Source organism: Bradyrhizobium sp. Ce-3 (assembly GCF_022835695.1).
Taxonomy (GTDB): domain Bacteria; phylum Pseudomonadota; class Alphaproteobacteria; order Rhizobiales; family Xanthobacteraceae; genus Bradyrhizobium.
Window position 1 is genome coordinate 1 of sequence record NZ_BQUV01000015.1, and the last position, 12471, is coordinate 12471.

Genomic DNA, 12471 nt, shown 5'->3' on the forward strand with positions numbered 1-12471 from the left:
CCCCGCACCGCCGCCCGTGCCCTCGCCCTTGGCAGTGACGGTCGTCGAAGTCCCGCCGCCCCCGGCGCAGCCGCCGCAATTCGCAAAACTCGACATCGGCGGCGACTTCGGGTCCGAGGTGCGGGAGCGGGTTGCCAATTTCCGCGCCCAGCAGCAGCGCTTCCTGAGGGAGCGCGAGGAATATTGCACCACGACCATGGCCAAGGTCCGCGCCGCAATCCGCGACCACAGCGACCTGCCGCGCTCCGGCAAGTAACCGGCACGCCTTAACCTTCCGGACCGACTACTGAACTTCAGCCCCGCGCGCCGGATTTCACCGGCTCGGTCAGGAAGCGGCCACTCGGTCGCGTCAGCGCCGGCTCCTCCATGGCGTCGCCGACCGGCTGCTTGTCTTCCGCCATCGATCGCAAGCTCGCCATCGCCTGGGTCATGCGTTCGGCGAATTTCGCCGCGGCGCCGTCGAGAAACGCCTTGTCCTTCGGCTTCGGCTTGGCGATCCGCAGTTCGAAACGCGACGTCCCGTCCGGGCGTTCCAGAACGGCCCGGGTCATGATGATGCGCGGCGCGCCGGGCACCGGCAGCGTGATGCCGACCGTGAAGTAATCGACCGGGCGCCAGTCGAGTGTTTCCTCGACATTGGTATGGTTGCCGTGGGCGCAATGATTTTTGGTGCCGACACCGCGGCGCCCCTTGCCTGACTCCTCGACGATGTCGTCGGCGTCCCACCATTTCTGCCATTGCCCGGGCACGGTGATGAACTCCCACACCGTCTGCGGGGGCGCGGCGATGTCGAACTCCAGGATCGCGTAGGCGTCGTCGCGCGTCACCTCCATCCGCGTTTGCGCGTCGTCGTGCTGCCAAGCCGCTTCGAGATCGCGCGCCCACAGCGTCACATCGCCGATGATGTCGATGGTCTCGTGATGCGGGATCAGACCCTGCGCCACCGGATCGACGCCCATGGCGCGGATCGCCGCATCGCTGTAGAGCGCGTAGGCGCGGCCGCCGAGCTTCTCGCCGACGCTGTTCTTGAGCAGCCGGTGGACCAGGATGACGTCGCGCCCGGCGAGCTCTTCGCGGCCACCCATCTTCTGCTTCACCATCTCGCCGTGATGGATCACGAACTTGAAATCGAGATCGCCCATCGCGACGCAGGCCTTGCACTCGCAGGTCGAGGCCTGGCGAATGTCGCGCAGCCGACGGCGGAATTTGAAATAGGCGCCCTCGATCGCGTCCTGCAGCAGCGAGCCGTCGATCGTCCCGGTCGCGTAGACGAAGGCGGCATCGCCCTCGAACTTGGCGAGGCGAAACGGCGGGCGCAGCCCCTTCACCACCACGTCCATGAAATCGGCGATGATGTCCTGCGCATGGTCGAGCTCGACCGCCGCGAGGAAGTTGGTATAGCCGGAAATGTCGGCTATCGCGAAATATGCCGCTTCAGCCTTCGGAAGCATGGAGACCTCCCGCGTAATCGTTTCGTGCAATGACGCAGTCTGTCACAGCGCGCCATGCGAGGTCGAGGGCGGTTTAGCTGCCGCCGATCTTCTCCAGCACCGGCAGCAGGTGCTTCAAGAATTCGCCCGGGTTCTCGCTCATCGGGAAATGACCGAGGCCTTTCATGATGGTGGCCTCGGCGCCGGCAATGCTGTTCGCCACCGCCAGCGTCTCCTCCGGCGTGCAGGAATAGTCGTATTCGCCGGACAGCAGAAACAGCGGGCAACGCCCGGTGTCGATCTCGGCTATGCGGGCGCGGATATCGCCGTCGATCTTGTAGAAATAGAGGTCACCCTTGAAGACACCGGGCCCGCCTTGCATGTAGTGCCACAAGGTCTCCCACCTCTCCTTGTCGGGCGCGTCGGGACCGACCAGGCCCGAGACGATGGCGGCCGCGACCTCGCCGCCATGCACGTCCGGCCGGTGCAGGAAATTCAGGTCGTAATAGGGGTCGACATGCGCGCCGGCCTGCAGGCCGATGATGGCGCGGAAGCGCTCGGGATGCTCGAGCGCGAGATGCAGCGCGATCCGGCCGCCGATCGAGCAGCCGATCACGATCGGCTTCTCCAGCTCGAGCGCGTCGATCACGGCGAGGATCATCGCCGTGTATTGCGCCGAGGTGAGCTGGTACTCCTCGTCGTGCCAGCCCTGCGGCGGCGACGACTTGCCGTGCCAGGGCATGTCGAAGGCGATGACGCGATGGTTGCGGGTGACACGCGGATCGTTCATCAGGCCGCGATATTGCCGCCCGTCGGCGCCCGCGGTGTGCAGGCAGAGCAGCGGCGTGCCCTCGCCCGCCTCCTCGACATAGACGCGGTGCGCCCGGCCGGACAGTTCGAGATGCATGTAGCGGCCGATGATCGGCTCGAATTTGGCGCTCATGCGGCGGCTCCCTCGCGGCGCAGCTTGCCGAGCGCTTCCTTGAAGTAACGCAGGTTCGCCATGAAGACCTGCAGCTCGCCCTCGGCCGTCAGCACGCGGCGCTTGATCAGCGCCATCAGGTCATTGGAGCCGGGCGGCGGCCGGGTTTCGCAGAAAAGGTCCCATTCCTCGTCCGAGGTACGCAGCGCGAAAGACGACGACGGCATCACGAACGGGCCCCTCCTCACCGCGACGATGCGGCCCTCATGAATCGCGATCAGCCAGGCGGCCTTGCCGATCTCGAGCAGGAAGGTCGTGGTGAGATAGCGGCCGCGCCGCACCAGGCCGGCGTCGCTATTGACCCGTTCCTGCAGCGCTTCGATCATGTCGGCTCCCCCCGATCGCAGCCCGTCCGCGCTGGCCGCGGCAGGCACCTGTTCTGCCGGCAATGATGGAAGGAATGGCTGGGCCGTCAATCGCCACAGGCGTCGCGCGGCCACGGCGTTTTCGCGCGGGTCGCCACATACAGATTCGGCTGAAACCAGATTCCCTGGAGCCAAACTGCCTAGAGCCAGGACTTGCCTAGAGCCTGGACTTGCCTAAAGCCAGGACCAGACCAGCGCCACGTTGGCGGCGCAGGCCGCGAACAGCACAACCACAAGCGCGAGCTGCACGCGTTCGTAGGGGGGCTGGTGGATCGCTCTCATGGCCCGAAGCATCCGGCGATTCTACCCGGAGAGTCCCGGGGATTCTTTTTTCCGGGATTTACGCCCCGTTAAGGACTCAGGCCCTCCGGCAAAAGGGCCGAAATGACTCATATTTTCAGATGCTTGCCGCAGCTCCGTGCTCACGGTTCCGTGATTGGAACGGCAAGTTCGCCTGAAACCCGAACCGGGTGCTGGCGTTGTCGGTTGTTTGGGGAAACACGAATGCCGTACGCGCTGTTCTATCAAGACGCCAAGCTCAGCAAGGCGTACCCGACCGAGGCCGACGTCTGGAAGCTCGCGAGGAAATCCGGCCTGGTGGTGGATGCCGTATCCGAAGAGGAGAAGTCCAGCCCGCGCCCGGTGCTGGACAATGACTACGAGATCCGTCCGTGCCAGCTCGAGCCGAACGAAGACCCGGTCAAGAACAAGGCCGATGCCGACCGCGAAGCGCGGCTGGAGCCGCGGCTCCATTGAGGGATAGCAGATCGTCCAGCCCGCAAGAGCGGGGCCGGAATGTAGGTGGGGTACGGCCGTCCGGCCCTTAAGGTGTCGCCGTCGCCAGCGACGCCTGTTCGGCGGCGAGCGACACGCAAATCTTTCGCCGATGCAGACCCCGGATCGCGCCCGTCACCTTGAGCACCTTGCCGGCCGTGCAGGACGAATCCTGGACGAACACGACCTCATAAGGCGCAAGCGCCAAGGGTTCGGATTTGAGAATGGTCTGGGCGAGGCACGGCACAGAGACCGCAGAGATGATCAGCCCTAACGCAAGACTACGCATGTTTGTTTGTCCACCAGCCCGGCGATCCCACAATAGCGCATCACGATGAAAGTTCCGTGCAATGCAGGAATTATTTTTTGCATTGCACGATCAGGCGTGAATAGCGGCTGAACAAGCAAACGCCAGGCCAACAAAAATGTCGGGCCAACGAAAAAGGCCGACCCGAAGGCCGGCCTCTCGATCTCGATCGACGACAGCGCGATCAGTAGCGGGAGCCCACCGGGCCACCCCAACCGAAGCGGTAGTTGACCCCGAGCTTGACGGTATGCTCGTCGTTCCGGAAGCTCGCGCCGACAACGTCGGCCGGGCCGCTGGTGAAGGTGGTCTTGCCGAAATTGTAGTACTGATACTCGGCCTTGGCCGACCAGTTCGGGGCGAACATGTATTCGAGGCCCGCACCAACGGTATAGCCGTCCTTGTGGCCGCCGTCGGTGGTGAACGCCGCCGGCACGCCGCCGACCGACGCCGTGATGTTGTTGTTGTCGCGCCAGGCGTAACCGCCCTTGGCGTAGAGCAGCGCCGGACCCCAGGTGTAGCCGAGCCGGCCGGTCACCGAACCGAGCTGGTCGGTGTTGCCGGTCACGACGGTTCCGGCGGGGAATGTCAGGCCATTGTTCGAGGAGCTCGGCAGCCAGGAATACTGCGCTTCCAGACCCATCACCCAGTTCGGCGCGAACTGATAGTCGAAGCCGCCCTGCACGCCACCCATGAAGCGCGCATCGCTGCCCATCAGGTTGGTGCCGTCGGTGAACGCGCCGCCGACATGGCCGCCGATATAGAAACCGGTCCAGTTGTAGACGAGTGCGGGGGCGGTATAGGGCGGCGGTGCCTTGGTATAGGTGCGGGCCGGCATGTCAGCCGCAAACGCCGGGCCCCCAAGGGCGGCCAGCGCGACCGTGCCGAGCAAAAACTTCTTCATCTCTGATCCCCGTGACTAACGCTGCGCTGTTAAGACAAACAACGTGACGCCAATTAGGTTGCTTTGGGGCAATGCCGGACCTGTGATGTTTCCGAGCTGTGACAGGGTCGCAACAACGCCCGTTTGTTCCTTGCCACAGCAGGTTTTTTCACCGGTTAAGCAGCCGCATTTCGGCTGCATGTAAGTCGCAAACGGCTAAAGTGAAGTTCAGTGCTCCCCGAAAAGTGATCGGAGTTCGCTAACGATCCGGTCATGCCTGCGACAGGCCGCCGCGGCCTGACAAGGCGGCATGATCCTCGTCGGCCTAGCGCGACATCTTTTCGAGATCCGGAAACGCGGCGTAGGACGCGCCGGCGCAGACCTCGGCGGCGTTGTCGAGGATGCGGTCAAGCCGGCCGTCGACGAACATGATGCCGCGCTCGCGGGCCGGGCGATAATTGCCGTCGGTTTCCTTCGCGCTGTAGCGCACGCACACCACATAGCGCAGCCGCCCGCCGACCGTACGTTGCGCAGGCTCGGCGATTCCCGCCTCGCGGACTCCGACCGGGTTGTTCAAATAGGTCCGCATGAAGGCCAGGATCTGTTCGCGGTACCGGTCCGGCAACGGCTGGTTGGCCACGCCGCGATCGTCGGTGAATGTGGTCGTCCCGCCGCCATCATCGCTGGTGAGGCAGCCGGCGAGCGGCAGCGAGAGCAGCAGCATTGCCGCCCATTTTGATGAAGTGCGCAAACGACGCTGTTTCATGGGGTCCCCGGTCGCGTCTCATAGACTGCCGGGCGGGGAATTCGCAACTCGGTTGTTCCGGCACGGGCCGGTCTCAACCGAAGCCCAGACGCACTCCGGCCCGTCGCCATTGGGGAAGCAATGGACGGACGGGCCGGTTCTGCATCCAAAGGGAGCAGCGGGGCAATGTGGATCGAACTACGCCCCTCGGATCAGGTTCAGTCGCGCTGATCAGCCGCGCTTGGCCGGCACGACGTGCTTGGTCGCGACCTTGGCATGGACGTGCTTGGCCGCATGCTTCGGCGACTTCACCTTCAGCATGCCCATGTGCTTGTGGTGACGGTGATGGCGATAGTGCTTGTGGTGCATCTTGGCGTTGGCGTTGCGCACCTTCGAGGGCAGCTGCTCGCTCTTGATGACGGGAGCGGCCTTGGTCGTCGGAGCAGTGGTCGCCGGAGCAGTCGTGGTCGCCGGCGCGGGGGTTGCGGTCTTGCCGGTTTCGGCGGCGAGCGCGGGCGCTGCGATCACGGACATGGCGAGCAGCGCGGCGGAAATCGTCTTCAGCATGGTGGTCCTCCTCTTCGGGATCGAGAGGTCTCCGGCCGGATGGTCGGCCTCACCGATCAATGCACGTGACCCTAGGAGCCGCGCACTGAACCCGTTCTGAAGGACCCTGACGGAATTCATTCATGTGAATGACATCTTTGTCATCTTCCCCGCCCCCTCCGACGCGATCGCAGGATCACGCAATCGTGGGACCGGCCGGGAATGTTCCACAGCCTCGGGTGTTCAAGTCATCGGGCCTCGGTGTAGGATTGCCGAGCACGATCACGAACGATCAGGAGCAACCAGGAATGAGCAAGTCGCCGAAGTTTCATTGGAAGTTTTTGGGCCTCGCAGTGCTCTCGATGACGCTCGTCGCCGGGCCGGTCATCTCGGCCTATGCCGCAGGCAGCGACAATCCCTCACCGCCGGCCTCCGACAGCGGCAGCAAGGGCAAGAAGGCGAAGAAGGACAAGAGCTCCGCGATCGACGATCAGAAGTTCCTGGCCGGCTATCGCGCCGCCTACACCACCATCTACGACAAGCACGACTACACCGCCGCGATCGACCAGCTGAAGGCGCTCGGCCAGGACGACCGTGCCGACGTCGCCAACCTGATCGGCTACTCCTATCGCAAGCTCGGCGACTACAAGGTGTCGCAGATCTGGTACGAGCGCGCGCTGAAGGCCGACCCGGCCCATGTGCGCACCTGGCAGTATTACGGCCTCTGGCAGGTCGAACAGGGCAACCGCGACCAGGCACAATACCATCTGAACCGCATCGCCCAGCTCGCCGGCACCAACAGCGACGAATATCGCTCGCTCGCCGCGGCGCTGGAGAAGCCCCCGGGCACCGGCCTGGTTTACTGAGCGAACCAACGATCTTCTTGATCAAGCCGGCGTGGTCACGACGACCGCGCCGGCTTTTTGCTGGCTGCACTTTATCCCGGCTACACGTCTTCACTTCTCCTTCCCCCTGAAAGGGGGAACGTCGGGATGGGGGTCAGCCACAGGCTCCGCTGCAAACGGATAGATCAGATCCCCACCCGCTTTGCTCTGCGAGCAAAGCGACCTCCCCTTTTCAAGGGGAGGTTGGAGCTGCGTAACCCGGATGATGGTTTCGCTGCGCTCTACCCATCCTACAATCTTTTACTACGGCTGCTCGTAAGCTTACCGCGTGGCGGCGATGGCGACCTCGCGCCTGCGGCGGCCGAGAATGGCGAGCATGACAAGCGCGCCGACCGAGCAGGTGAGCGCGAGCTCCAGCACGGCATTGCTGCCGCCCCGCGTCAACAGGCCGGCCAGAATCGGCGGCGATGCCGCCGAGATCAGGTTCAGCGGCAGCGCGATGTGCCGGAGCGGCCCTGGCCCGGCCAAATCCCCAATATTACGGCCAGTTGCGGAGCGTGATTACGGGTAGTGCTCGAGGCGCCGGTCGGGCTTTTGCGGACGGCTTGCCCCGACGGTGTTGCCGGCTGTGGCTTCCCCCGGCTTCGCCGGGCGCGCGGCGCGCTCGATCGGCGGGCCGCTGTCGCCGGTCCTCTTGTTGTTGTTCAGCGCCTGGCCGGTCGTGGTGAGGTTGGCCGCCTGCCCGGCCCCTGCCGGGCCGGCCGAAGGACCCGAGCTCTGCGCCAACACCGTTCCCGACAGCACCAGTGCCGCCATCAGTATTGCCGCGTTGACTGTCATGGAGGGGGCCTTCTGCGCACAAATGATGCACAGCAACGCGCCGCTGCCACGGACGTTCCCCCGGCGCCGTCATTTAAGGTAAATGCGTGGCGAATTCCTGGGGCCCTGCCTGCAGCCGGCAGGAGCACATGCGCGGGTTGGCGGGCCTGCCGGCTGCATCCGGCCGACAGCCCGCCCAGGTGACGCCGACCGTCGCCTCACTTCGCCTTCTGGATCGCCGTGACGGTGTAGCCGCCGTCGCCCTCCTGGGCTTCGAACTTGACCTTGTCGCCGACCTTCACCTGCTTGAGCACGGCGGGATCCTTGACCCGGTAGACCATCGTCATCGGCTCATCCATGCCGAGGCTCTTGGCCGGGCCGTGCTTGAGCGTGATCTTGCCCGCCCCCTCGTCGATCTTCTTGACCTCACCGTTGATGCTCTCGCCCTGTGCGAACGCCCCGCTCCACGGCCCACTCAACGTCAGCACCAGCGTGAGCGCGGTGGCGCGTGCAATCCGGATCATCCCGTTCATCGTCGTTGTCCTTTCTCTTGTCGTTGGTTTCACTTCACGATGACGCGGCCGGTCATCCCGTAGTCGCGGTGATCCGGGATCAGGCAGGAATATTCGAAGGTCCCGGCCTTGGTGAACTTCCAGACGATCTCCGCGCTCTTCTTCGGCGCGAGGCGAACGCCGTTCGGATCGTCATGCTCCATGTGCGGATGCTTCTTCATGACCTCGGCGTGCTTCAGATTCTCCTCGGTGGTCGCCAGCAAGAATTCGTGATCCTCGGTGCCGGCATTCTTGATCACGAAGCGGATCTGCTCGCCGCGCTTGACCTCGATCCGGAACGGCGTGAACTCCATCTCCTTCATCTCGACCTCGACCGTGCGCGACGGCTTGCTCGGGTCGCCGGGCTCGCCGGCCGAATAGGATTCGTGACCGTGTTTGTCGTGACCGCGTGACGGCGCGGCGGTGACCGACAGCGCAACGAGCGCGATGCCGATCGTGGTGAAGTGCTTCATTGGATTCTCCATTCTGAGTTTGTTGCGTGCTCTTCGTTGGATGGCGCGTCGATCCGCTACATCTTCATTCCCTTCATCGATGGCTTGGCTTTTGGCTCGGGCGTGGCCTGCGGCTGCCGCGCGGGCTCGGCGGCCGGCGCGTCGACCTCATAGGCAACGGTGCCGGGCGGATATTGGTAGGGACCGGGATCCGCGTAATCGTCGCGGCCGAGCCCCTCGCGGATCTTCATCACAGTGAACATGCCGCCCATCTCGATCGGGCCGAAGTGTCCGGTGCCGGTCATCATCGGCAGCGTGTTGTCGGGCGCGGGCATCTCCATGTTGCCCATCGCCATCCCGGTCGAACCCATCACCATCGCGTCGGGCGCGAGCTTGCCGACCGCCTTCGCCAGATCCTTTCGCGACACGCCGATGAAGTTTCTGACGTCGTGGCCCATCGCATTCATGGTGTGGTGCGACTTGTGGCAGTGGAACGCCCAGTCGCCCGGATTGTCGGCGAGCATGTCGAACGCCCTGACCGCGCCGACCGGCACGTCGGTCGTGGTCTCCGGATATTGCGCACTCTCCGGCACCCAGCCGCCGTCGGTGCAGGTCACCGCGAAATTGTGCCCATGCACGTGGATCGGATGGTTGGTCATGGTCAGGTTGCCGATCCGCACCCGGATCCGGTCGCCGAGCCGGATCGGCATCGGATCGATGCCCGGATAGACCCGGCTGTTCCAGGTCCACATGTTGAAGTCGGTCATCTCGTTGACCTTCGGCAGATAGGTGCCGGGGTCGATCAGGTAGCTGCTCATGATGAAGACGAAGTCGCGGTCGACGGGGCGAAACGCCGGATCGCGCGGATGCACGATGAACATGCCCATCATGCCCATCGCCATCTGCACCATCTCGTCGGAATGCGGGTGATACATGAAGGTCCCGCTGTGCTTCATCTCGAACTCGTAGACGAAGGTCTTGCCGGGCTTGATGTGCGGCTGGTTGAGACCGCCGACGCCGTCCATGCCCGACGGCACGATCATGCCGTGCCAGTGCACCGTGGTGTGCTCGGGCAGCTTGTTGGTGACAAAGATGCGGACCTTGTCGCCCTCCACCGCCTCGATGGTCGGCCCCGGCGCCTGGCCGTTATAGCCCCAGAGATTGGCCTTCATGCCGTCGGCGAATTCGCGCACCACGGGCTCGGCGACGAGATGGAATTCCTTCCAGTCGCCGTTCATACGCCACGGCAACGACCAGCCGTTGAGCGTCACCACGGGCCGGTAGTCAGGCCCGCTGGTCGGATGCAACGGTGGCTGCATCACCGCCTTGTCCATGGTCGGCGCTTCCGGAATCGCGGCAGCCTGAACGCGGCCGCTGACCGCGCTTGCCGTCACCAGCGCGGCGGTGCCCAGAAATCCACGACGTGAGAACATGTGTTGTCTCCATTCAATGATCGCCGCCGGCCGCTGGCGCAGCCGAAGCGACGGACGATGGGGTCGATGGCGCGCCGGCTGCGCCGCCACCGTTGATCGCGGTTTGCAGATCGGACTGTGCCAGCCAGAAGTCGCGCCTGGCGTCGATCGCCGCGCGCAGCGAGGCGATCCGCTGCCGCGCTTCGGTCAGCAGCGCGAACACGTCGACCTGCATGCTGGAGAAGCGCAGCTGCATCTCCTCGGTGATGATCTGCCGCAGCGGCAGCACCTCGCGCTGGTAGTGGCTCGCGATATCGTACGTGGAGCGGTAGACGCGGTAGGCGTCGCGCGCCTCGGAGCGGACGTTGATCGCCTTCTCGGTGAGGCGGTTCATCGCCTGCCGGTAGGTTTCGGCCGCCTGCCGCACCCGCACCTCGCCGCCGTCGAAGATCGGAATCTGGAACTGGACGTCGAAGCCGCGTTCCCTGAACGCCGGCGCTTCGGGATCGTGGGTGCGCTTGTCGATGCCGGCAACGTCGAGCAGCGTGACGAAGCGCGTCGCCTCGGTGAGATCGAGCGCCTTGGCAAGCGCCACGATCTCCATTCGTGCGATCTGCAGATCGACGCGGTGACCAACCGCGGCGACCTCGATCGACGGCTGTTCCAGCGGCCGCTTCGGCAGCACCGGCAGCTTGCTCGGGATCCGGAAGCCAAGATCGCCGTCCCACAATCCGAGCAGGCGCGCCAGCCGCTCGCGCGCGCTCGCCGCGTTCTGCCGCGCGCCGGCGAGGTCGGCGGTGATCTCGGCGTAAAACACCTGCTCGCGGGCCTGGTCGAGCTTGTTCATCGCGCCGGTCTCGCCGAGTTTTTTGGCGAGTTGCGCGGTCGATTCGGCGGTCGCCTTTGCATCGGTCAGCAGCGCGACCGTCTCGTTCGCGGCGACCGCAGCGACATGGCTGCGCCGCACCTCGGCGGCGAGCCGCAGGGTGGCGAGCGCGGCCTTGAGCTGCGCCTGCCGGAAGCGCTCGCGCGCGATCTCCGAGCGGACCGGCAGGGTCGCCAGCGCAAGGATGTCGCCGACCACCTGACGCTCGACCTCGCTGGCGCCGTTGCCGGTGATGCGGGAGACCGAAAAGGTCGGGTTCGGCGGCAGGCTGTCGGCGACCAGATCGGTCTCCGCCAGCGCCAGCTCGTTATAGGCAGCCTGCAAGCCCCTGTTGTTCAAGAGCGCGACCTGCACGGCGGCATCCGCCGTCAAATTGCGCGCCAGCAGCCGCTTCAACACGGCGTCGACGGTCGCGGCCTCGCCCTCGGTACGAACGAAGGCGACGTCCTTGCCGATCGCCTTCTCCGTCACATCGGAGACGACGCCCATGCCGGTGTCGGGCGAGAACGACGCGCACCCCGCGAGCGCGGATGTCAGCAGCAGGATCGGCGCGATGGCCAGATATCGCATGGCGCCCTCCTACCGGTCCGATTTGGTTTGCGGCGTCACGCCGTCGTTGCGCTCGCGCCACGGCCGCGGTGTCGCTGGACGCAGGCTGCTATAGGGCGCGATCGTCGAGCGATAGCCGACGCCGGCCGTGTGCGCCGACGGATTTGCCGGGTCGCCGGCGGCAGCGACCGGCCGGCCGTCGGCCATGCAGCCGGCGAGCGGCGTGGCCGCGAGGATGGCGGCGGCCATCCGCGATAAAAGTAATTGCGCGCGCCGATCACGCCTGTTGGCCACGGCGGCGAGCCTCGCCCCGAGATGCGAAAACATGGATCTGTCCCGATCGTCAGATGAATAACAGGCATGCGCGCGCGAGCGCGCGGCGCAGCCACGATGTCAGCTGAGGATCAGGCGATGGGGGGACGATAGAGCCGCGCCGGCGCCTCGCTGCGCAGGCTCTGGAAGGCCTCGGTGAGACGGGTCGCGATCGGGTGCAACGGTCCGGCGAACAACGGAAGATCGGCCGGCAGCGCCGACACACACATCAAGGCGCAGCACGGCCCCGGCGAAGTCTTGCCGTCGTGGCTGTGCTTTGCAGGCGGTTCGGCGGCATCGGCAGCGTGATGCATCTGCATGCCGCCATGGTCGTGGCCAGCATGATCGTGCGCGGCGCCATCGGCATGCACCATCGCGGCATCATGCACGTGCATCGCCACGGATGGCCGGACCTCATCGGTCAGGCATGGAAACGGCGCTCCAAACGCGAGCGCGAAGGATGGCGCGAGCACGCAGAACAGATAGGCCAGGATGATGGAACATCCCGCCCGCATCCGCCCTGATCTCGTCAATCGCACCAACACCCGCTTCGCGTCTCCAACCATCGGCAAGCTAACCGCAAATCAGCCCGCCGCAAACCGCGACCCGCTATATA

Annotated in this window: 17 protein-coding genes and 1 pseudogene; 3 read left to right on the plus strand and 15 right to left on the minus strand. The window is 65.1% G+C overall.

What is annotated here, in order from left to right:
- Positions 1-256 (plus strand): annotated as a pseudogene (locus BRSPCE3_RS35025) (hypothetical protein); the annotation flags it as partial.
- A gap of 37 nt (positions 257-293) precedes the next feature.
- Here the strand turns inward: BRSPCE3_RS35025 and BRSPCE3_RS35030 are convergent.
- The 3 genes from BRSPCE3_RS35030 to BRSPCE3_RS35040 form a co-directional block, all read right to left on the minus strand.
- Positions 294-1451, minus strand: coding sequence for a DUF2652 domain-containing protein (locus tag BRSPCE3_RS35030; RefSeq protein ID WP_244071566.1), 1158 nt, complete (start codon positions 1449-1451; stop codon positions 294-296).
- A 73-nt stretch (positions 1452-1524) separates the two neighbouring features.
- Positions 1525-2373, minus strand: coding sequence for an alpha/beta fold hydrolase (locus tag BRSPCE3_RS35035; RefSeq protein ID WP_244071568.1), 849 nt, complete (start codon positions 2371-2373; stop codon positions 1525-1527).
- Complete coding sequence (locus BRSPCE3_RS35040) at positions 2370-2738, minus strand: hypothetical protein (protein WP_244071570.1); 369 nt, start codon at positions 2736-2738, stop codon at positions 2370-2372. Before BRSPCE3_RS35040 ends, BRSPCE3_RS35035 begins: the two co-directional genes overlap by 4 nt.
- Before the next feature lie 543 nt (positions 2739-3281).
- Between BRSPCE3_RS35040 and BRSPCE3_RS35045 the strand changes: the two genes are divergently transcribed.
- Entirely contained in the window at positions 3282-3533 is a 252-nt protein-coding gene (locus BRSPCE3_RS35045) for a hypothetical protein (protein ID WP_244071572.1), read from the plus strand.
- Between the two features lie 67 nt (positions 3534-3600).
- On the opposite strand, the gene BRSPCE3_RS35050 is transcribed toward BRSPCE3_RS35045, so the two are convergent.
- The 4 genes from BRSPCE3_RS35050 to BRSPCE3_RS35065 all read right to left on the minus strand — a co-directional run bounded on the left by BRSPCE3_RS35050 (position 3601) and on the right by BRSPCE3_RS35065 (position 6050).
- Positions 3601-3840, minus strand: coding sequence for a hypothetical protein (locus BRSPCE3_RS35050; protein WP_244071574.1), 240 nt, complete (start codon positions 3838-3840; stop codon positions 3601-3603).
- Positions 3841-4042: 202 nt separating this feature from the next.
- Entirely contained in the window at positions 4043-4759 is a 717-nt protein-coding gene (locus BRSPCE3_RS35055; RefSeq protein WP_244071576.1) for an outer membrane protein, read from the minus strand.
- Between the two features lie 304 nt (positions 4760-5063).
- Positions 5064-5462, minus strand: a complete 399-nt coding sequence (locus BRSPCE3_RS35060; RefSeq protein WP_244071578.1) for a hypothetical protein — start codon at positions 5460-5462, stop codon at positions 5064-5066.
- A gap of 252 nt (positions 5463-5714) precedes the next feature.
- Positions 5715-6050 (minus strand): His-rich protein BRANT, encoded by a 336-nt coding sequence (locus tag BRSPCE3_RS35065; RefSeq protein ID WP_244071580.1) that lies wholly within the window; start codon positions 6048-6050, stop codon positions 5715-5717.
- Between the two features lie 287 nt (positions 6051-6337).
- On the opposite strand from BRSPCE3_RS35065, the gene BRSPCE3_RS35070 reads away from it, so the two are divergent.
- A complete protein-coding gene (locus BRSPCE3_RS35070; protein WP_244071582.1) occupies positions 6338-6895 on the plus strand; it encodes a lipopolysaccharide assembly protein LapB in 558 nt (185 codons plus the stop codon).
- Between the two features lie 300 nt (positions 6896-7195).
- Here BRSPCE3_RS35070 and BRSPCE3_RS35075 read toward each other — a convergent pair whose 3' ends face one another.
- From BRSPCE3_RS35075 to BRSPCE3_RS35110, 8 genes are all read right to left on the minus strand, one after another.
- Positions 7196-7402, minus strand: coding sequence for a hypothetical protein (locus BRSPCE3_RS35075; RefSeq protein ID WP_244071584.1), 207 nt, complete (start codon positions 7400-7402; stop codon positions 7196-7198).
- A 33-nt stretch (positions 7403-7435) separates the two neighbouring features.
- Entirely contained in the window at positions 7436-7714 is a 279-nt protein-coding gene (locus BRSPCE3_RS35080; protein WP_244071586.1) for a hypothetical protein, read from the minus strand.
- A 197-nt stretch (positions 7715-7911) separates the two neighbouring features.
- On the minus strand, positions 7912-8226 hold the full coding sequence (locus BRSPCE3_RS35085; protein WP_244071588.1) for a copper-binding protein: 315 nt from the start codon (positions 8224-8226) through the stop codon (positions 7912-7914).
- Between the two features lie 29 nt (positions 8227-8255).
- The gene (locus BRSPCE3_RS35090; protein ID WP_244071590.1) at positions 8256-8717 is read right to left on the minus strand and encodes a cupredoxin domain-containing protein; all 462 of its coding nucleotides are present in this window, start codon (positions 8715-8717) and stop codon (positions 8256-8258) included.
- Between the two features lie 56 nt (positions 8718-8773).
- Positions 8774-10129 carry a multicopper oxidase family protein gene (locus BRSPCE3_RS35095; protein ID WP_244071593.1) on the minus strand — a complete coding sequence of 452 codons (1356 nt, stop codon included), beginning with the start codon at positions 10127-10129 and terminating at the stop codon, positions 8774-8776.
- Positions 10130-10142: 13 nt separating this feature from the next.
- On the minus strand, positions 10143-11564 hold the full coding sequence (locus BRSPCE3_RS35100; protein ID WP_244071594.1) for a TolC family protein: 1422 nt from the start codon (positions 11562-11564) through the stop codon (positions 10143-10145).
- 9 nt (positions 11565-11573) lie between these two features.
- Positions 11574-11870 (minus strand): hypothetical protein, encoded by a 297-nt coding sequence (locus BRSPCE3_RS35105; RefSeq protein WP_244071596.1) that lies wholly within the window; start codon positions 11868-11870, stop codon positions 11574-11576.
- 77 nt (positions 11871-11947) lie between these two features.
- Complete coding sequence (locus tag BRSPCE3_RS35110; protein ID WP_244071598.1) at positions 11948-12370, minus strand: hypothetical protein; 423 nt, start codon at positions 12368-12370, stop codon at positions 11948-11950.
- Positions 12371-12471: the final 101 nt, after the last annotated feature.